Annotated in this window: 16 protein-coding genes; 6 read left to right on the forward strand and 10 right to left on the reverse strand. The window is 68.5% G+C overall.

Annotation, left to right across the window (positions count from 1 at the left end; all coding sequences use genetic code 11):
• Window positions 1-36 precede the first annotated feature (36 nt).
• The 6 genes from F817_RS0107130 to F817_RS0107155 form a co-directional block, all read right to left on the reverse strand.
• Complete coding sequence (locus F817_RS0107130) at window positions 37-3,966, reverse strand: YhdP family protein (RefSeq protein WP_042799109.1); 3,930 nt, start codon at window positions 3,964-3,966, stop codon at window positions 37-39.
• Window positions 3,967-4,095: 129 nt separating this feature from the next.
• Window positions 4,096-5,628: a ribonuclease G gene (gene rng, locus F817_RS0107135; RefSeq protein ID WP_024327003.1), complete on the reverse strand. Its 1,533-nt coding sequence runs from the start codon at window positions 5,626-5,628 to the stop codon at window positions 4,096-4,098.
• A gap of 103 nt (window positions 5,629-5,731) precedes the next feature.
• Entirely contained in the window at window positions 5,732-6,829 is a 1,098-nt protein-coding gene (locus F817_RS0107140; protein ID WP_024327004.1) for an AI-2E family transporter, read from the reverse strand.
• On the reverse strand, window positions 6,826-7,314 hold the full coding sequence (locus F817_RS0107145; RefSeq protein WP_024327005.1) for a hypothetical protein: 489 nt from the start codon (window positions 7,312-7,314) through the stop codon (window positions 6,826-6,828). Before F817_RS0107145 ends, F817_RS0107140 begins: the two co-directional genes overlap by 4 nt.
• On the reverse strand, window positions 7,311-8,057 hold the full coding sequence (locus tag F817_RS0107150; RefSeq protein ID WP_024327006.1) for a type 1 glutamine amidotransferase: 747 nt from the start codon (window positions 8,055-8,057) through the stop codon (window positions 7,311-7,313). Before F817_RS0107150 ends, F817_RS0107145 begins: the two co-directional genes overlap by 4 nt.
• 42 nt (window positions 8,058-8,099) lie before the next feature.
• On the reverse strand, window positions 8,100-8,993 hold the full coding sequence (locus F817_RS0107155) for a LysR substrate-binding domain-containing protein (RefSeq protein WP_024327007.1): 894 nt from the start codon (window positions 8,991-8,993) through the stop codon (window positions 8,100-8,102).
• Window positions 8,994-9,177: 184 nt separating this feature from the next.
• Here F817_RS0107155 and F817_RS0107160 point away from each other — a divergent pair, with 184 nt between their 5' ends.
• The 3 genes from F817_RS0107160 (at window position 9,178) to rpmG (ending at window position 11,468) form a co-directional block, all read left to right on the forward strand.
• Window positions 9,178-10,905: a bifunctional diguanylate cyclase/phosphodiesterase gene (locus F817_RS0107160; RefSeq protein ID WP_024327008.1), complete on the forward strand. Its 1,728-nt coding sequence runs from the start codon at window positions 9,178-9,180 to the stop codon at window positions 10,903-10,905.
• A gap of 143 nt (window positions 10,906-11,048) precedes the next feature.
• The gene (rpmB, locus tag F817_RS0107165) at window positions 11,049-11,285 is read left to right on the forward strand and encodes a 50S ribosomal protein L28 (protein WP_017941409.1); all 237 of its coding nucleotides are present in this window, start codon (window positions 11,049-11,051) and stop codon (window positions 11,283-11,285) included.
• A 12-nt stretch (window positions 11,286-11,297) separates the two neighbouring features.
• A complete protein-coding gene (gene rpmG / locus F817_RS0107170) occupies window positions 11,298-11,468 on the forward strand; it encodes a 50S ribosomal protein L33 (protein WP_017941410.1) in 171 nt (56 codons plus the stop codon).
• Window positions 11,469-11,608: 140 nt separating this feature from the next.
• On the opposite strand, the gene F817_RS0107175 is transcribed toward rpmG, so the two are convergent.
• Window positions 11,609-11,839 (reverse strand): hypothetical protein, encoded by a 231-nt coding sequence (locus tag F817_RS0107175; protein WP_024327009.1) that lies wholly within the window; start codon window positions 11,837-11,839, stop codon window positions 11,609-11,611.
• Window positions 11,840-12,158: 319 nt separating this feature from the next.
• On the opposite strand from F817_RS0107175, the gene F817_RS0107180 reads away from it, so the two are divergent.
• The 3 genes from F817_RS0107180 to mutM are packed head-to-tail and all read left to right on the forward strand — an operon-like array spanning window position 12,159 to window position 15,132.
• Complete coding sequence (locus F817_RS0107180; RefSeq protein ID WP_024327010.1) at window positions 12,159-13,373, forward strand: EAL and HDOD domain-containing protein; 1,215 nt, start codon at window positions 12,159-12,161, stop codon at window positions 13,371-13,373.
• 3 nt (window positions 13,374-13,376) lie between these two features.
• Window positions 13,377-14,324 carry a hypothetical protein gene (locus tag F817_RS0107185; protein WP_024327011.1) on the forward strand — a complete coding sequence of 316 codons (948 nt, stop codon included), beginning with the start codon at window positions 13,377-13,379 and terminating at the stop codon, window positions 14,322-14,324.
• Window positions 14,317-15,132, forward strand: coding sequence for a bifunctional DNA-formamidopyrimidine glycosylase/DNA-(apurinic or apyrimidinic site) lyase (mutM, locus tag F817_RS0107190; protein ID WP_024327012.1), 816 nt, complete (start codon window positions 14,317-14,319; stop codon window positions 15,130-15,132). The genes F817_RS0107185 and mutM overlap by 8 nt, the downstream gene beginning before the upstream one ends.
• Window positions 15,133-15,355: 223 nt before the next feature.
• Here the strand turns inward: mutM and F817_RS0107195 are convergent, their stop codons facing one another.
• From F817_RS0107195 to F817_RS0107205, 3 genes are read right to left on the reverse strand one after another with little or no spacing between them, the layout of a single operon-like run.
• Window positions 15,356-16,972 carry an ABC transporter ATP-binding protein gene (locus F817_RS0107195; RefSeq protein ID WP_024327013.1) on the reverse strand — a complete coding sequence of 539 codons (1,617 nt, stop codon included), beginning with the start codon at window positions 16,970-16,972 and terminating at the stop codon, window positions 15,356-15,358.
• Between the two features lie 2 nt (window positions 16,973-16,974).
• Complete coding sequence (locus F817_RS0107200) at window positions 16,975-18,243, reverse strand: ABC transporter permease (protein WP_024327014.1); 1,269 nt, start codon at window positions 18,241-18,243, stop codon at window positions 16,975-16,977.
• Entirely contained in the window at window positions 18,236-19,615 is a 1,380-nt protein-coding gene (locus tag F817_RS0107205; protein WP_024327015.1) for an ABC transporter permease, read from the reverse strand. Before F817_RS0107205 ends, F817_RS0107200 begins: the two co-directional genes overlap by 8 nt.
• Window positions 19,616-19,650: the final 35 nt, after the last annotated feature.

A 19,650-nucleotide genomic window follows, 5' to 3' on the forward strand; every position in this document is an offset into this window, starting at 1 on the left:
CGAGACAGGCCAGGGCTATCGACGCCCTGCCCGGTGTCAGTCGTTGTCGGTCCCGTCGGTATCCGCGGCCGGCTGTACCAGCACGCGCACCTGCGGGTCATCCCAGGGGCCCGTCACCGCGTACTCGACACGGGCCGCCTCTTCTATCTGATCCCCGATCCCCAGCACACGTTCCGCAAGCAGCACCACGACCCCGGTAACGGGCCCGCCCACCAGCGCCCCGACGATCGGGAGCGCGGTGCGCAGGCTGGGCACGACCACGATCTCGTGATCGTAGTCGCGCGCCACCAGCCCGGTGCGCCCGCTCAGGCGCACCCGCGCCGACGGCCCCTCCATACGCAGCGCCGGCACGTAGAGATCCCCGTCACGCAGGGTGGCATCCGCGGTCAGCTCGCCGAAGGTCAGGCCCTCGGTGAACACGTCGCGGAAATCCAGCCGCAGCCGGCGCGGCAGTACATCCAGGCTGACCAGCCCCAGCAGGCGCCCGGCCCCCGGCTCGACATCCGCCAGACGCCCATCCTCCAGGGCCAGCTCTATGGAGCCCGCCAGTTGCGCGAGCCGCGGGGCATACAGCGGCCCCGGCCAGGTCAACGACAACGAGCCCTCGCCGGAGCCACCGAACAGTGCCCGCGAGAGCCCCGCCGAGCGCATCGCGGCACCCCAGTCAACACCGGACAGGGTCGCATCCAGGCGCGTCTCCGGCAGGCCATCGGCGTTCACCCGCCAGACCCCGACGGCATCCACGTGCAGGTCGCCCTCTGGGGCCCGCAACTCCAGGTCCCGGATGACCAGCCCTTCCGTCTGCGGCTCCAGCCCCAGTTCGATGTCCGCGAAACGGTAATCGCCCAGCGTCAGGCTGTCGAGCGTCAGGTCCACCGCCGGCCATATCCTCGGATCCTCGAATGCCCCGTCCGCGACGGGTTTCACTTCGGGATCGGACTCCGCGGCTCCATCCCACTCGAGATCTTCCAGAGTCAGGTGGCTCAGATGCGCCCCCCAGCGATCTCGCCCCCCCACCGCCATCGGGCGCCAGCGCGCCTCGCCCGCCAGCCAGTCGGAGGCCACTTCCAGATCCCAGCCGGCATCCCCGCGCCGGCCCAGGAAGCGCAGACCGGGGAGCGCCCGCTCGCCCCAGCGGATCCGCTCGCGGATATCCAGCTCCAGGCGGTTCAGCGCCACGGCTCCGACCGCCTCGGCGGCATCCTCGCCGGCCGCGCCCAGGTCCACCTCACCACCCCAGGGTGCCTCGCGCAGGGCCTCCAGCCACGCTCCCGCATCCAGTTCAGGCAGGTCGGCGCGCACCGAGACACCGGCCCCCGGCAGGGCCAGGGCACTGGCCCGGGGGGCCCCGATCTCCAGGGCCATGGCCTGCAGCCCGATCCCGCGCGCCGCCGTACGGGGCTCGGCACCGCGCACCGCGGGATCCTCGGGTGCGGCCGTCGGCGACAGGCGCATGTGGGCGCGCAGGACCGACCCCAGCGCCAGGTGGCCAATACCGGCACCGTCATGTCCCAGCGGGAGGGTCAGCTCCAGACCGCGAGCCTCCTGCGCCGATTTGCCGATGGGCGCCGGCCAGTCGATCGCAACCCCGACCAGATCCGAGGCGAGCTCCAGCCGCACACCGTCCACTGCCGGTCCGAGGCGCAGCTGAGCCTCCCAGTGCGCCGAACCATCCAGATAGGGGGCCAGCTCCGGAAAGTCGTCCAGCCACGGGTCCAGGGGTTGCTCACCGCGCGCCGTCAGCCGCGCGGTCTCGCCATCGAGTGGCCAGTCCGCCCCCAGGGTTACGACCTCGCCATGGACCCGCGCCGAGACCTCCTCGGCGACGATACGGTCGTGGGTATCGAAGCGCACCCGACCATCCACGGCCTCCAGCACTGCCGGCCAGCCCGGGACCTCGGCGCGGATGCCCCGCAGGCCCAGGTCCCCGACAACCCGAGTCTCGTCCAGCCGGCCTTCCTGCAGCGGCAGGGTCAGGGAGAGCCCCAGCCGGGAGGGACCATCCAGGCGTGCCCGGTCGCGCAGTTCGGCCGCGTCCTCCAGCAGCCCGGCCCGCCGCAGGTAGCTCAGCAAGTCCGCGGTATCGCCCTCGGCCACACCTTCCAGCTCGAGGACGGCATTCTCCATGTCCTCGATCCCGATCCGGGTATCGCGGATATCGGTGTCGAGGATGCGTCCGCGCGCCCCCTCGGCCTGGAAGCTCGCGTTGTGGAACAGAAGCCGGCCCGCGAGCTCCTCGGCCCGCGGCCAGTCCTCCTGGTAGTCGAGGATGCCGCCCTCGACATCCGCCCAGAGATCGAACACGCCCTCGCCACCAGCGAACGGGAAATCCTTCCCGCGCCCGCGGTAGACCATGCCGCCGCCCGTGGAGGCACCGGTCACGATGCTGTCCGCCAGCCACTGATAGGTGTTTTCCGGCAGGTGGTACAGCGGCAGGTAACGTGCCGTGCGCTCGCCGTCGGCGCGCAGGATGTCCATCGCGACATCCACCCGGGGACCGGCCTCGTGGCCGTCCAGCCGCATCCGCAACCGGCCGCGCGCCGCGGCATCGGCGTTGGCGGCATGCAGCCCCTCTCCGGCCAGACGCCAGTGACCGGCATCATCGCGCTCGGCACGCAGCCGGCCGCGCGCCGTATCCAGCATCACCGGATCGGCCAGCACGCGCGGGACATCGATTTGCAGGTCGCGGCTGTCCAGCAATAACTCCACGCCCCCGCGGCGCCATTGCAGGTAGCCGGCCGCCCCCTGCACCCCCGGCGCGTAACCGGCCGCGCGCCAGCCGAGATCGTGCACATCCGCCTCGGCCCAGACCGGCTGCAGACGCCCGTCCTCGCGCTGCGCCTCGAAGCGGGCGAGGTCCAGAGTGCCGCGCGGATGCAACTCGGCGATGCGCTCGGCCACCTCGGGGGCCGCCTCCCGCAGAAGCGTCAGCAGCGGCGCGTAGGGCTCGACGTCCACGTCCCGCGCCGCCAGTTCCACCGCGTCCACCACCAGCGCACGCGGCTCGCCCTCCAGACGATACGCCAGGCGCAGATCACCCGAGCCCGGGTGTGTACCGCGCCAGGAAGACTGGTGCCGGCCGTCGCGCACACGCCAGTCGAAACGATGACCGATAGCCGGCCCCACCGGTTCTCCGGCCAGGTTCAGGGTGGTCTCGTGATCCCCTCGCAACCAGGCCATGCGCCCGTCCTCCAGGGCGCCCCACAGGCGCAGCGAGGCCGAGCCCTCGGGGGCGGGCCAGCCGAGGTAGGCGAGCCACGGCTGCCAGGCCGACAGTTCGGGTGCGTCGGCCCGCAGGAAGAAGCGTGCATCGCGCAGGTCCGCGGCCGGCGCCTGCACACCCAGCTCGAACGGTCCGCCCGTGCCCGGTCCGCCTGCATCCAGCGCACCGTCCAGATAAAGCCGCAGCGAGCCGTCATGGGCGGTTCGCAGCGCCGCACGATCCAGCCGCGCGGCGGACTCGAGGCCGGCACCACGGTCTTCCCAGACCAGCCGGATCCCCTCCGCCTCGACGTCGGGCCACTGCGCCACGGGGAACGTGAGCAGCCGTCCCTCGCCCATGCCGACCTCGCGACCGTGGAGGGAAAACTGGCCGTCGGCGTGGCGCACCAGGCGCAGTTCCACGCCCTCGATCCGCACGGCAAAGGCTGGATGGCGGCTGCGCAGGCTGGCCCCGGCGCTCAGGGAGACCCCGAGGCGATCAAGGGCGACGGGCTCGCCGGCCGGCATTTCGACGCGCACGTCCTGCGCCACGAGCGCCGGCGACCAGCCGGCCCAGCCCAGCTCGATACCCGCCGCCGTGACCTCGCGCGCCAGCTGTTCGCTGACGGTTTCCTCCACCCACGCGTGCAGGCCGTCCCAGTGGGGGAGCGCCAGGCGCAATGCGAGGACCGCGATCATCAGGGCCAGCGCCAGGGCCAGGAGGACGCCCAGCGTGACCCGCATATTGCGCGACCGAATACTCATTTTTCCCGCGTCCGGTCACGACGTGGCCCGCCCGGCCAACCGGGACCCCGATCCTTGCTGGGTCCGCACGTGTGATTCACCTTGGCGTCGCTCCCTCCCGGATGGAGACGGGGGTCCGATCCCCCTGGTTCAGACGAAGACCACGTCGAACTGTTCCTGAGTGTAGAGCGTCTCCACCTGGAAACGGATCGGGATACCGACGAAGCTCTGCAGCTCCGCCAGCGCGGCGGATTCCTCGTCCAGCAGCAGGTCGATCACGTTCTGCGACGCGAGCACCCGCAACTCGCGCGCGTCGTACTGACGCACCTCGCGCAGGATCTCGCGGAACAACTCGTAGCACACCGTCTCCGCCGACTTCAGGTAGCCGCGCCCGCCGCAAACCTGACACGGCTCGCACATCTGGTGTTCCAGGCTCTCGCGGGTGCGCTTGCGGGTCATCTCCACCAGCCCCAGCGGCGAGACGTCGCAGATCTGCGTCTTCACGTGATCGCGTTCCAGGGCCTTTTCCAGCGCGCGGATCACCTGGCGCTTGTGCTCGTCGTCCTGCATGTCGATGAAATCGATGATGATGATTCCGCCGAGATTGCGCAGACGCAGCTGGCGACCGATCGCCTGGGCCGCCTCCAGGTTGGTCTTGAAGATGGTCTCTTCGAGCTTGCGATGCCCGACGAAGCCGCCGGTATTGATGTCGACGGTGGTCATCGCCTCGGTCTGGTCGAAGATCAGGTAGCCGCCGGATTTCAGTTCCACCTTGCGTTCCAGGGCGCGGTGGATCTCCTCCTCGACGTTGAACAGGTCGAAGATCGGGCGCTCGCCCGGATAGTGTTCGATCCGGCCGATCAGCTCCGGCAGGTAGCGCTCCACGAAGCTGCAGACCTTCTGGTAGGTCTCGCGCGAGTCGATGCGGATGCGCTCGATATCCACACCCACCATGTCACGCAGGATACGCTCGACCAGCGGCAGGTCGACGTAGACCTCGGTCCCCGGCGGTGCCCCGGCAGCCTGCTCCTGCAGGCCGTCCCAGACCTTCTTCAGGAAGGCCGTGTCGTTGTACATCGCCTCGTAGTCCGCCAGCTCCGCGGCGGTGCGCACGATAAAGCCGTGCTGGGGCGCCAGTTCGTCGCGCAGCTGTTCGATGGACTCGCGCAGCCGGGCACGCACACCCTCGTCCTCAATGCGCGTGCTCACGCCAACGTTGGACTGGTTCGGCATCAGCACCAGGTTGCGCGACGGCAGCGTGATGTAGGTCGTCAGGCGTGCGCCCTTGGAGCCGAGCGGGTCCTTGACCGCCTGCACCAGAATTTCCTGCCCGTCGCGCAGCAGTTCGCGGATCCCCTCGCGGGCCACGGGGGCCGGCGCACCGTTTCCATTGCCATTGCCCGCGGGCGATGCCCCCGTGGAAATGCCCTGACCATTGAGCTCCTCGCGCTCCACCGGGGCCACGTCGGAGGCATGCAGGAAGGCCGTGCGCTCCAGCCCGATATCCACGAAGGCCGCGTCCATCCCCGGCAGCACACGCACCACCCGGCCCTTGTAGATATTGCCCACGATGCCGCGGCGGCGGGTACGCTCCAGGTGCAGCTCGGTCAGGACGCCGTTTTCCACCAGGGCCACGCGGCTCTCCTGGGGCGTCACGTTCATCAGGATCTCGGTTCCAGTCATGCGTTCTTCTTGTTCTTGGGGAAACCCTGATCAGGGTTTCCCTGGGTGTCACGGGCAGACCGCCAGACCCGCGCGCGGGCGGGTCGGCGGCCCGGGATGTCGGCTACTTCGAGATGGCTTCCGCCGGGTCGGTCTCCGCCTCCGGCGGAGGCCGCTGGGCACGTGGCCACGACTTGATTACCGCGTGTACCAGGGTCGCCAGCGGGATGGCGAAGAACACCCCCCACAGGCCCCAGATACCGCCGAACACGAATACCGCGGCGATGATCGCCACCGGGTGCAGGTTGACGACCTCCGAAAACAGCAATGGCACCAGCACGTTGCCGTCGAGGAACTGGATCACCCCGTAGGCGATCAGCACCCAGGCAAACTCGGAGCTCAGGCCGAACTGGAAGTACGCGACCGCAGCAACCGGGATGGTCACCACGGCCGCGCCGATGTACGGGATGATCACCGAGATGCCCACCATGAACGACAGCAGCACTGCGTATTCCAGCCCGAACCAGTTGAAGGTCAGGAAGGTGACCGCCCAGACGATCACGATCTCGATGAACTTGCCGCGCACGTAGCTGGCGATCTTCAGGTTCACCTCGCGCCATACCTGGCTGGCCAGGTGGGTGTCCCGGGGCATGAAGCCGCGCACCCAGCCGAGGATCAGGTCGCGGTCCTTGAGCATGAAGAACACCATCAGCGGGACCACGATCAGGTAGATCACCACGTCCACGATGTGCCGCGCCGAAGACAGCGAGAACGACACCACGCGCTGCCCCAGCAGGGTCGCCTCGGCGCGGATGGCACCCATCAGCTCGAGCACCTGCTCGTCGGTGATCAGTTGCGGATAGCGCTCGGGAAGCTGCAACAGCAGATTCTGGCCCTCGGAGATCATGCCCGGCAGTTCGCGCACCAGCTGGGTCACCTGGGCCGACATCAGCGGGACGACGCTGAACAGCGCCGCGACCGTCAGCGCCAGGAAGGCCAGCAGCACGAAGGTGACCGCAAGGATGCGCGGGATGTGGAAGCGAATGAGCTTTTGCACCGCCCCCTCCAGCAGGTAGGCGATGATCAGCGAGGCCAGCAGCGGCGCCAGGATCCGCCCGGCAAAGATGATAATCAGGAACCCTGCCAGCAGCAGAAACGCCAGGATCACCACCTGCGGATCGGTGAAATGACGCTGGTACCACTGGCGCAGGATGTCGATCATCGCGAGGGCGCTCCCGATTCCGGGTCGTCACCGGCATCGGCCTGGCGCGCCGGATCCTGCGCGACGGCCTTCTCGTAATGGGTACGGAAGACCACCTCGAGCTCGTCGATCACCTCCACCGCGGGGCGCCCCTGCATCACGTGCTGCCCCATCAGGGCCGAGGTCTCGTTCAGCAGCTTGGAGCGATCCAGCATGTGATAGGTCGCGGACAGCCGGCGCATCGCCTTGATGACGGACTCGCTCTCCGGACGCGGGATCGGCTCCGGTTCCGGCACCGGCTCGGGCGCGGGAGTCGGCGACTCCTGCTCCAGGAAGCGGGCAAACTTCAGCAGGCTGGCCTGGTCCTCGGGCGACAGCCGCGCGGCGATCTCGGCGATCGCCCTGGCCGGGTCCTCGCGGCCCTTCTTGCGTGCGCCGCCAAGCACCGACCCGAGATCCCCACCGGGCAGGCCCCCTTCGTTGCCCGTGCCGAGCGGTGGAATCATCCCTCGTCCTCGATCTTCAGGCTGAACACCGGCATCTTGCGGCGCTCCTGCATCAGGCCCAGCGCCTTCACCAGGGCCACGATCACGTCCTCGGTCACCTTCTGCATCTCGCCCCATTCCATGCGCGCCTCGCCCAGGAGTTCGCCCATATTCGGGGGCGGATTGTGGCGCGCCTCCATGATGATGTCCTCGAGCATCCCGGGCTTCATCTCGGGCCGGAACAGCATGCCATAGGTCAGTTCGTCCGGCCGGATCGCCAGCCAGTCGCCGTCGTCGTCCACGAGGACTGGCTGGACGTCGTCCGGCAGGTCCACCCGGCCGTTGACCAGCTGCAGGACACGGCGGCCGTCCAGGGCCTCCGCCAGTTCGTCGCCTTCCCCGGCCGCGGTCTTGTGCGCGGTCACAAAGCGGGCGCGGTACATCGGGTCTTCCCGGGCGGTGCCACCGGCCTGTTCGGCCACCAGCAACGCGCCCATGCCGATACCCACCACCGGACGCTTCGAGCGGCGGAAAATATCGATGAGCGAAAGCTCGTCGGGGACCTGGGGGTTCTCCTCATGATCCGCGGTCGGCCAGGCACCGCCCAGCAGCCACAGCCCGTCGAACTGGGCCGCGGACCCCGGCAGATCCTGCCCCACGAAGGGGCGGTAATAGGAGAACCCGATATCGCGCTTTTCCAGCTGCGACTCGATCAGGCCGAGAAATTCGGAATACGTATGCTGCACCACGCAGTAGTTCTTCATGTCGCGTCAATCCTGTTTGAATTCGGGTCGGGGCGGACGGGTCTAACCGGTGCAGTACCCACGCAGGAACTGCATCAGCACCTCCAGCGTGGGCACGCGGAACTTCTGCCGCGCGTGCACCAGCGAGATCGGCCGTTCCAGCGGCGGCGACAGTGGCAGCGCCACCAATTCGCCGAGGGCCAGTTCCTTGGCCACCACCGCCTCGGACAACACCGAGATCCCCATGCCGGCCACCACCGCACCCTTGATCGCCTCCGAGCTGCCCAGTTCCATGCAGCCGCGCAGGCTGTTGCGGTCGTATCCGGCGCGCCCAAGGTACTCCATGATGACCTCGCGGGTCCCGGAACCCTCCTCGCGGCATATGAATGGGCGTTCGATGAAGTCGGCGACCCGAACGCTGTCGCACCCCGCCAGTTCGTGGTCCGGCGGTACGATCAGGCGCAGCTGGTCCACCAGGCACGGCTGCACCTGCAGGCTGCGGTGGGTCACCGGGGCCTCGACGATGCCGAGGTCCACGCTGCCCTCCTCCACCATCACCACCACGCTTTCGGTGTTGCCCACGCGCAGGCGGATGCCGATATCCGGATGCTCGCGGCGGAACGCGCCGAGCAGGGCCGGCAGCATGTATTCCGCCACCGTGGTACTGGCGCCGATCACCAGGGCCCCGCCGTCCGCACCTTTCATCTCGCGCAGGGCCGCCTCCAGTTCGCCGTAGGTGTCGAAGATGCGTTCGGCATATCGTTGAACCAGGCGACCAGCGTCGGTCAACGTGACCCGATTGTGATTGCGATCGAACAGCCGGGTATCCAGCTGTTCTTCCAGTTGACGCACCTGGAAGGTCACCGCCGGCTGCGTCATATGCAGCACCTCGGCGGCCCGGGTGAAGGACAGCAGCCGCGCCACCGTAAGAAAGACCTGCAAACGCCGATCGGCCATGCTGCCCCGCCCGATAAAGTGGAAATCCGTTCGAACGGGGATGCTACCAAGCCCCCGCGACCGGCAACAGCAACCCCGCACCGCCGCGCGAACCATCCGGCACCCTTGCAAGGACCATTCGAGCACGGACGCCGCAAGGTCCGTAAGCGTCCTCAAGGCAACGGCACAAACCAAGGAAACCGGTATGCCGCAGTCCCCGTACGATGCCTGGTCGCATGCACGCTCACGGGGAATCCCCCGACACTGGCGCCTCGCCGGGGGTGCCAGTGCCGTGGTATTGATGGCCCTGGTCGCCCTGCTGGTCTACCAGACCGGCGGCACGTCCACCGCCTATCTCAACTTCATCCTGATCCCGGTGCTGTTCGGGGCCGCCCTCTTCGGCCTGTGGGGCGGCCTGGCCTTCGGGCTCCTGGCAGGTCTGGTCCTGGGCCCCCTGATGCCCCTGGACACCGCCGCCGGGCTTGCCCAACCCACCCTGAGCTGGCTCACGCGCGCGGGCATCTATGTGGTCCTCGGCGGGTTCTCCGGCTGGCTGTTCGACACCCTGCGCCGGCACTCCAGCCGCCTCCTGGAGCAGGCCTACCACAGCCCGGCAACCGGCCTGCCGAACCGCGAATCGCTGGAACAGTACGTTCGCCAGCTGATGCAGCGTGCGGACCACCCGGAGGCCAGCGCGACCCGCGTGTTCGTGATCAGCCTGCAGATGGACAACTACCCGGACACCATCGGCGCGCTGGGCTTCGCCGCCGAACGCCCCCTGCTGCGCGCCATCACCGAGCGTCTGCAGGCGGTGGCCGCACCCGCCGGTGCCACGCTGTTCCACGTCCATGACGACCACTTCGCACTGATCCTGCCGCACCGCAGCCGCAAGGCCGCCCTGGCGGTCACGCGCAGCGCGATCGACAGCCTGCAGGACCCGTTCGAGGTCCTGGACATCCCGGTCTATCTCGGCGCCCACGCGGGCGTGTCGTCCTTTCCCTTCCATGAACAGGACGAACCGACCCGCCTGCTCACCAAGGCCTGGATGGCGATGCACGAGGCCAGCCACTCCGGCCGCCGTTATCGTAGCTACAACCGGCACAGCGACGACCACGGCCTGGACACGGTGGAACTGCTGGGCCAGCTACAGAGCGCGCTCTACGACGGCCAGCTGCACCTGCACTACCAGCCCAAGGTCGAGCTCGAAAACGGGCGCGTGATGGGTCTCGAGGCCCTGCTGCGCTGGGAGCATCCCAGCCGCGGGCGCGTCGCACCCGGCCAGTTCATCCCGCCCGCCGAACGCACCGGGCTGATCCACGCCCTCACCGACCGGGTCCTCGACCTGGCCCTGGCCGACATCACCCGGCTTCGCGCGCAGGGCCTGGAAATGCCGGTCAGCGTGAACATATCGGCCCGCAACTTCCTGGATCCGCTCTTTGCCGAGCACGTACTGGAAAAGGTCCATGCCTCCGGCCTGCCGCCCTGCGCGGTGGAACTCGAATTCACCGAGACCGCCGTGATGGCCGACCCCGACGAGGTGATCCGCGCACTGAGGCGCCTTACCGGGGCAGGCCTGGAACTCGCCATCGACGACTTTGGCACCGGCTACTCGTCGCTCGCCTATCTCAAGCGCATGCCCGTCACCACCCTCAAGATCGACCAGGCCTTCGTGCGTCAGATGCTGGAGCACCCGATCGACGCCCAGATCACCCGCGCCAGCATCAGCCTGGCACGGGATCTGGGCCTGAACGTCGTCGCGGAAGGCGCGGAGGACACGGCCACCCTGGAGCGCCTCCGCGAATACGGGTGCGACGCGGCCCAGGGTTACGGCATCGCCCACCCAATGCCGCTCGAGGCCATGCTGGACTGGGCGCATGCTCGGGGGACCGTATCGGGCCGCTGCCGGGACCTTCACCGCGGGACCCACGACTGATAGCGACAGGCCCGGAAGAGCGCATGCCCCGCTTTCTCCGGCCGCCGCCCCCGGGGTTTTCCACCCGGCGTCCCTTGCGCCGCCCCCGGTGCTGCGCTATAGTCCGCCGTCTTTCTGGTAGACCCAAATTCCGGAGTCCCCCGATGGCCCGAGTATGTCAGGTGACCGGCAAGCGCCCGGCGACCGGTAACAACGTTTCGCACGCCCACCGCAAGACGCGGCGGCGCTTCCTGCCCAATCTGCACTCCCACCGTTTCTGGGTGGAGAGCGAGAACCGTTTCGTACGCCTGCGCGTCAGCAGCAAGGGCATGCGCATTATCGACAAGCGCGGCATCGACGCGGTCCTGGCGGACTGCCGTGCCCGCGGTGAAAAGGTCTAAGGAGGCTTCACGATGGCTGCCAAGTCCGCACGCGACAAGATCCGCCTGGTGTCCTCCGCCGGCACCGGCCACTTCTACACCACATCAAAGAACAAGCGGAACATGCCCGAGAAGATGGAGATCAAGAAGTTTGATCCCGTCGTCCGCAAGCACGTGATGTACAAGGAAGCCAAGATCAAGTAATCGCGCCCGTCGGCACGATTGCCTGACGACAGGCAAAGAAAGGCCCGGCCCGCTGACGCGGTGCCGGGCCTTTTTTGTGTCGTTTCCGCGAACGGGCACGGGTGCATCCAGAGAGACACCCGCGCCCGCTATGCCCGTGCTCAAACCGGATCCGGCTGACCGCCCTCCCCGGGGTTCGCGTTGCCCGCGGCCGCCGTTTCCGCCCAGCGCGTCATCACGCGCCCCCAACGATGGGCCGTCGCCGGGTCCAGTTCAATCTTGGTATAACGCCCGCCATCGCGGATAATAATCCGCAGTAGCGGAACCCCCGAGTCGTGCAGGATCTGGCGCAACTCCACGACCTCGCCAAATGGCGCATCAATCGAATCCATGGTGCGTTTGTTCCTCCCGAGCCGGCCTGCCGCACGCAGTCGTGGCCGCCCATCCGTTTTGACCAAGGGAAACACTGAATAATGGACACGCTCGCGTTGGTACCCCAGGTTTTCCGAGACCAGGCGCGGCGTGCAGCGGGTGGTGGTTTCACCCGCCCGCTCGTAGTTGATGCGGGGCGCAACGCCGAATCCGCGACCCCGGGGCACCAACCCCTCAACCCGCTTTACGCAGGCTATGCACGGACCCGACCGCCCGTTGTTGATGGAAACGGGCGTGCGCGCGAGCGTGTACATTAATCAGTATTTCCCTGGCGCAAGCATGCAACCAATTTTTGTCGGCCGGCAACCCATCTTCGACGATCAGGACAACCTGGTCGGCTTCGAACTCCTCTTTCGTGCCGGCCACCTGGAGACCGCCTCGGTCACCGACGGCGACCGGGCCACCTCCGACCTGCTGCGCAGCGCCTTCATCGACATCGGACTGGACCACCTGGTCGGCGAACACCTGGCCTTCGTCAACCTGACCCGCGGGTTTCTCGAGCACGAGGTCATTACCAGCCTCCCACCGGAACGGGTGGTGCTGGAGATTCTCGAGGATGTCGAGATCGATGCCGAGGTCATCGCCGCGGTCCGCCGCCTGAAGCACCGGGGCTTTCGCATTGCACTGGATGACTACCAGTTCCAGGAGAGCCACGCCGAACTGGTCGAGCTTGCGGACCTGGTCAAGCTGGACGTGCTCACCCTGGGCCGCGAGCGCCTGGAACAGGAGGTCCACACGCTGCGCGACTTCGGCGTGGAGCTGCTGGCCGAGAAGGTCGAGTCCCCGGAGGACTACGCCCATTGCCAGCACCTCGGCTTCAGCCTGTTCCAGGGGTTCCATCTGTCCTTCCCCCACGTGATCGAAGGCCAGCGCCTGGAGAGCCTCGAGCTCGCCCTGTTGCGGCTGCTGAAGGCCCTGCAGGCGCCCGACCCCGAACCGGCAGAACTGGAGGAACTGATCGCCGCCGAACCGGGGCTGTCGATCCAGCTGCTACGCATCGCCAACAGTCCGGCCTACCGTGGCCGGGGCGCGACCGACTCCCTGTACGACGCGATCCTGCACCTGGGACAGGGACGCATCAAGCGCCTCGCGATGCTGATGGTATTGCACGGCTCCAGCGGACCGACCCAGGGGCTCGAGCAGGTCATGATCCGTGCCCGCATGGGCATGCTGATGGCCCGCGCCCTGGGCCTGCCACCGGAGGAATGCGAACGCTATTTCACCCTTGGCATGCTCTCCGGGATGGATCGCGTGCTGGGGGTGCCACTCCGGAGGATCCTGGGCGAGCTGCACCTCTCCAGCGATATGGAGCGGGCCCTGCTGGAGGGTGCCGGCCCACTGGCACCGCTGCTGGCGACCATCGACGCCTTCGAGGGCCCGGTCACTCCGCCGGACCCCGCCCATACCCCCGTGCCCGCGCCGGTCTCCAGCCGCCTCTATCTGGAGGCCGTGCGCTGGACCGAGGATCTGCTCGCGTCACTGGAAGAGGAATAGGCGATGACCCTCACCCTGCGCAGCCAGCTCATGCCGGAAGCCGCCACGGGCCCCGACTCGGGGTTGCGCATACGCTTGCGCGATCCGGCGGGGGTCGAAGCCGGCCGCGGAGCCCTGGAGGTACATCCCGGCCTGCGGGCCCTGCCCCCGGACGCCTATGCCGAGTACTGGACGGCCCGCGGAACGCCGCAGGCGAGCCAAGAGGGGCCCCTGCGCCTGCTGGAATACGACGAGGTCCTGTTCGCGAGCTGGGTCGGGCCGGACCACGATCTTCGGACACAGACGGAAGCGGCCTACCGCGCCCTGCTTGCCGCCTGCCGCACACGCGGCTTCCAGCACCCGGCCCGCATCTGGAACTTCTTCGGCAACATCCACGCGGAGGAGAACGGCATTGAACGCTACCAGGCATTCTGCATGGGCCGGGCCGACGCCCTGGAGGCCCTGGAGATCCCGCAGGCAGGCATGCCCGCGGCAACCGCGATCGGCAGCGACCAACGTGCACTGGTCATCTACCTGATCGCCACGCGGACCCCGGCCGAGCCCATCGAAAACCCCCGGCAGGTCAGCGCCTATCACTACCCGGAACGCTACAGCCCGAAGAGCCCGACCTTCGCCCGAGCCACCCGCCTGGCGACGAACGACGGCCCGCTGATCCTGCTCTCCGGAACCGCCAGCATTGTCGGCCACGAGAGCCGGCATCCCGACGATGTCGTCGCCCAGGCGCGCGAGACCCTCGCCAACCTCCAGGCGCTGCATGACACCGCCGGGCGCGAGCTGCCCCGACCATCGTGGCTGCGGGTCTACCTGCGCCACCCGGAGCATCGACCCCGGGTCGCCGCCGTGCTGGCCGAACACTACAACGCGGCTCACCCGGGCCCCACGGTGCAATGGGTGCGCGGCGACATCTGTCGCCAGGAGCTGCTGCTGGAGATCGAGGGCGTGCATGCCTGAACTGCCAGAGGTCGAGACCACCCGGCGCGGCCTCGCACCCCTTCTGGCGGGACGCCGCATCACGGCCTTCGAGATCCGCGACCCGCGCCTGCGTTGGCCGGTGCCGGGCGAGCTGGCCCGGCAACTGGCCGGCGCCCGCGTGCGTGGCCTCGTCCGGCGCGCGAAATACCTGCTGCTGGAGACCGACCGCGCGGGCCTGCTACTGCACCTGGGGATGTCCGGCAGCCTGCGCCACTGCACGCCGGAGATCCCGCTGCGCCGGCACGACCATCTGATCCTGCACCTCGACAACGGCTACCAGATCCGGCTGCATGATCCGCGCCGCTTCGGCTGCTGCCTGCCACTCCCACCCGACGGCACCCCCCATCCGTTGCTCGCGGGACTGGGGCCGGAACCGCTGGACTCCGCGTTCGACGGCGACTACCTGTTCCGGCGCAGCCGGGGCCGGCGCAGCCCGGTCAAGGCCTTCGTCATGGACCAGGCCATCGTGGTTGGGGTCGGCAATATCTACGCCACCGAGGCCCTGTTCCTCGCCGGGATCCGCCCGGGGCGCGCGGCCGGCCGGGTCACCCGCGCCGAGTACCAGCGCCTGGCGCTGCACATCAAGGCGGTGCTGGCCGAGGCCATCGAACAGGGCGGGACCACCCTGCGTGACTTTCTGCGCGAGGACGGCACCCACGGCTATTTCCGCCAGTCCCTGCGGGTGTACGGCCGCGCCGGAGAGCCCTGCCCTGTATGCGGCGGTGTCCTGCGCACCCGCCGCATCGGCCAGCGCGCCAGCAGTTACTGCCCCACCTGCCAGAAATAGCTCCCGCTCGGGGTGCCGCAAGGCTTTTTGTTCACCACAGAGGGCACGGAGGACACAGAGAAATTCGATAGCGGGACGGAAGGCTGGCGCGGCTCCGGGCCTACGCAAGTGGCTCACGCCCGCCCCCCGAAAGGGGACGCTGACCAGGATTCATTCCGGATCCGTGACTGATTTTCTCTGTGCACTCTGTGCCCTCTGTGGTTCATCCAGAAGGCGGCCTGGTTCAGAGATAGCGCGACACGCGCGGCACGGCGTCCAGCAGATGGCGAGTGTAGTCGGCCTGCGGACTGGCCAGCACCTCGGCGGTGGCGCCGATCTCCTCCATGCGCCCGTCGTGCATCACCAGCATGCGGTCGGAGAAGTACTCGACCACGCCCATGTCGTGGGTGATGAAGATCATCGCCAGACGCCGCTCCGCGCGCAGCCGAGCGAGGATCTGCAGCACCTCGGCCTGGACGGACACGTCGAGCGCGCTGGTGACCTCGTCGCAGATGATCACGTCCGGGTCCAGCACCAGGGCCCGCGCGATGGCGATGCGCTGGCGCTGGCCGCCGGAGAACTCGTGCGGATAACGCCACAGGGTATCTTCCGGCAACGCCACCTGGTCCAGCACCCGGCCGGCCAGGGCGATGCGCTCGTCCTGACTCGCGCCGATCCCGTGCACCGCCATCGGCTCGGTCAGAAGGGTGAGCACGTTCAGGCGCGGGTTCAGCGACGAGGCCGGATCCTGGAACACCACCTGCAGGTGGCGTCGCAGCCGGCGTAGCGGCTTGCGCGGCATGCGGGTCAGCGACTCGCCGCGGTAGCGGATCTCGCCACCGGTGGGCTCGACCAGACGCAGGAGGGCCCGACCCAGCGTGGTCTTGCCGCAGCCGGACTCGCCTACCACCGCCAGCACTTCGCCGTTCTCCAGTTCGAAACTGACGTCGTCCACCGCCCGTACCACATCCACCTGACGGCGCATCAGTCCCTTCAACACCGGGAAGTGCACCTGCAGGGCGGACACCTGCAGCAGCGCTTCGCGCCCCGCGCCCGGCACCGGCGGCAGCGGCGGCAGGTTCTCCGGCAGGGCCTGGATCAGCTTGCGGGTATAGGCATCCTGCGGGTCGCGCAGCAGCGGCAGGCATTCCCCCTGCTCCACCAGGCGCCCCTTGCGCATCACCGCCACGCGGTCGGCCACCGAGGCGACCACCCCGAAGTCGTGGGTGATCAGCAGCACGGCCATGCCGTTCTTCTCGCGCAGGTGGTCGATCAGCTTCAGGATCTCGGCCTGGATGGTCACGTCCAGCGCGGTCGTCGGCTCGTCCGCGATCAGCAGATCCGGCTCGGCGACCAGGGCCATCGCGATCATCACCCGCTGGCGCTGGCCGCCGGAGAGCTTGTGCGGATACTCGTCGCGGCGCTGCTCGGGGTTCGGCAGCTGCACCTCGCTCAGGACCTCGAGGGTGCGCGCGGCGCGCTGTTCCGGGCTCATCTGCGGGCGGTGCAGGCGCAGCACCTCCTCGATCTGGTCGCCCACGGTGAGCACCGGGTTCAGCGAGGTCATCGGCTCCTGAAAGATCATGCCGACACGGTCGCCGCGCACGTGCTGCATCGCCGTGGACGGCAGCCCGAGCAATTCCTGTCGGCCTTGGCGCCCGGCCAGCCAGACCTCTCCAGTGGGGCGCTCGAAGCCGGCATCCAGCAGGCGCATGATAGCCAGCGCGGTGATCGACTTGCCGGAACCCGACTCCCCGACCAGGGCGAACAGCTCGCCCGCGCGGATGGCAAAGCTCGCATCCTCCACCAGTGGCTCGTCGCTGTCGCGGTGGCGGATCTGCAGGTTGCGCACCTCCAGCATGCTCAGCGCACCCCGCCACTGGTGGCACCGGCGGCGCCGGCGGCCGGACGGGCCCCGGCATCGCGATTGGCGGTGCGCGCCGCCGAGCGGGCGTGCGGGTCCACCGCGTCGCGCAGGGCCTCTCCGATCAGGTTGTAGGCGAACACGGTGAGGAAGATCGCCCCGCCGGGGAAGGCCGCCATCCACCAGTTGAAGGTGGAGCTTTGCACGGCCTGGTTCAGCATCTGGCCCCAGGAGGGGTCATCGACCAGGCCGAGGCCGAGGAACGAGAGCGTGGCCTCGGCGAGGATCGCGGAGGCCACCCCGAAACTGGCGGCGACCAGGATCGGCGCAATCCCGTTCGGCAGCATATGCCGGAACAGGATCGACGGCAGCGACAGGCCCGATGCGATCGCCCCCTGCACGAAGTCCTGCTGGCGCAGGCGCAGGAACTCCGCGCGCACGTAGCGCGCATAGCCCGACCATGATGTCAGACCGATGATCAGCATCATCAGATACAGCGAGCGGCCGAAGAAAGCGACGAAGGTCAGCAACAGGAACAGCGTCGGGATGGCCTCGAAGATCTCCACCAGGCGCATCCCGATGATGTCCACGATGCCCGAGAAATAGCCCATCAACCCGCCCAGGATCACCCCGATCCCCAGCGCGATTCCGGTCGCGATGAAGCCGATGGACAGCGCAATCCGCGAGGCATGGATCATGCGCGAGAGCACGTCGGCACCGGTATCGTCGGTACCGAACCAGTGCACCCGTTCGAGGGACTCGCGCGGGGCCTCCAGGCCCGTATCGGCGTAGTCGCGCAGGTAGTCGCGCGGTGAGTACGGGATCGGCGCGCGGATCACCGTCTGGTACTCGCCCATCCGCTCGGCCTCGCGGTACTGCTCGTGGACCACCAGTGATGGCGGCGAGACCGTCTGCCAGGCCACCACCGCCAGTACCGCGCCGAGCACCGCCCACAGGCCGAAGCGTCGCCATGGCCGGCCGGGTAGCCACCAGAAGACCAGCGCGAGCACCAGCATGCCGAACAGGGTCACGTCGGCCGCCGTCAGGTAGCGCAGAAACGGCATGGACCACGCGCCGTCGGCGGTCTGCAGCAGCAGCGGGTGGGACGTCGCGAGTACCGGCGCGAGGATCGCCACCAGCGTCAGCAGCGCGATCCACCCGATCCCCAGGCGCGCGCCCCAGCGCAGCAGGACCTCGCCCACCACGCGCCGTACCCAGGAACGACTGCGGCGCTCCCCGGTTTCCGGATTGGATCGGGCCTCAGTCATAGTTCACCCGCGGGTCGACGATGGCATAGGCAAGATCGGCCAGCAGGTAGCCAACCAGGGTCAGCATGCCGGAGATCAGGGTGATCGACAGCACCAGCTCGCGGTCGCGCGTCTGCACGGCCTCCACCGCCAGCTTGCCCATGCCGTCGATGGAAAAGATCGCCTCCACGATGACCGAGCCCGCCAGCAGCGAGGGCAGCAAGGTGGCCGACACGGTGATCAGCGGCAGCAGGGAATTGCGGAACACGTGGCGCCACAGCACGTCGTGCTCGGCCACCCCCTTGGCGCGCGCCGTGCGCGCGTAATCCGAGGTCAGGTTCTCCAGCACCGCCGAGCGCGACAGCTTGGCCAGGAATGCCAGCCCGCCGTAGGACAGGCACAGCACCGGCAGCACCAGGTGCCAGGCCCGGTCCAGCAGGAAGCCCGGCACCATGCTGCCCGGTGCCAGGCCCAGCGCCAGCGCCAGCCCGGCACCCAGCCCCAGCGTGCCTAGGTAGAAGCCGCGCAGGACACCCCAGTCGCTGTGCGCCATCAGCCAGCCGACCGCGGCCCCGACGATCACGGCCACCGCCGTACTGACCGTCCCGGCCACCGCCAGGTCGCGGAACATCAGCCAGCCACAGAGCGCCCCGAGCACGGCGCCCAGCCCGCCGCGAATCCGGGCCGGCAGGGTACGGGCGAGGTAGATCCCCAGGGCCACCCCCAGAAACGGCAGGATCAGCAGCAACGGCAGCGCCCAGACCACCTCCACCGTGGGCAGGAAGGTCATGTCCAGCGCCGCGCGCTGGCTGAGCCCCCCGGTGGGGAACCACTGCCAGAACTGGTCGGAGGCAAAAAAGCCGATCAGCAGCACCCCCGCCAGCATGGTCGGCACCGACCACAGGGCCAGCAGCACGACGCCCGATTGTGAATCGAAGGCCTGGCCATGCTGGGTGGCCGCGCGCACCCCCACGGCGACGGCCACGATATAGATCAGGGGGATGGACAGCACGTTCAGCAACAGCGTGATCGGGAGGCGCTCCGCGATCAGGTCGATCACCGGTCGGCCGTAGCGGAAACTGGTCCCCAGGTTGGGGGCCTTGAGGTGCGGCCAGCCGGTCAGCGAGCCATCCTCGTCCTGGGCAAAGCCGACCGGCGAGATGTTGTTCAGCCAGCGCCCGAACTGCACCGGTGCCGGCTGATCCAGGCCATAGAGGCGGTTGTAGTACTCCTCCATCGCCTTCTGCGCCTGTGGCTCCAGGCCCTGCCCCTCCACCAGCGTGAGGGCGCTGATACCGCCGGGTGCGGCGGCCATCACTGCGAACACCACCACGGTGATGCCGAACAGGGTCGGGACCATCAGGATCATCCGGCGCAGGATGTAGGTCAGCATCGCGCGCGCCGGGTTCCTGTCGCTTCAGCTGCCAT

It is taken from the genome of Thioalkalivibrio sp. AKL19 (assembly GCF_000420165.1).
In the GTDB taxonomy this organism is placed as follows: Bacteria; Pseudomonadota; Gammaproteobacteria; order Ectothiorhodospirales; family Ectothiorhodospiraceae; genus Thioalkalivibrio.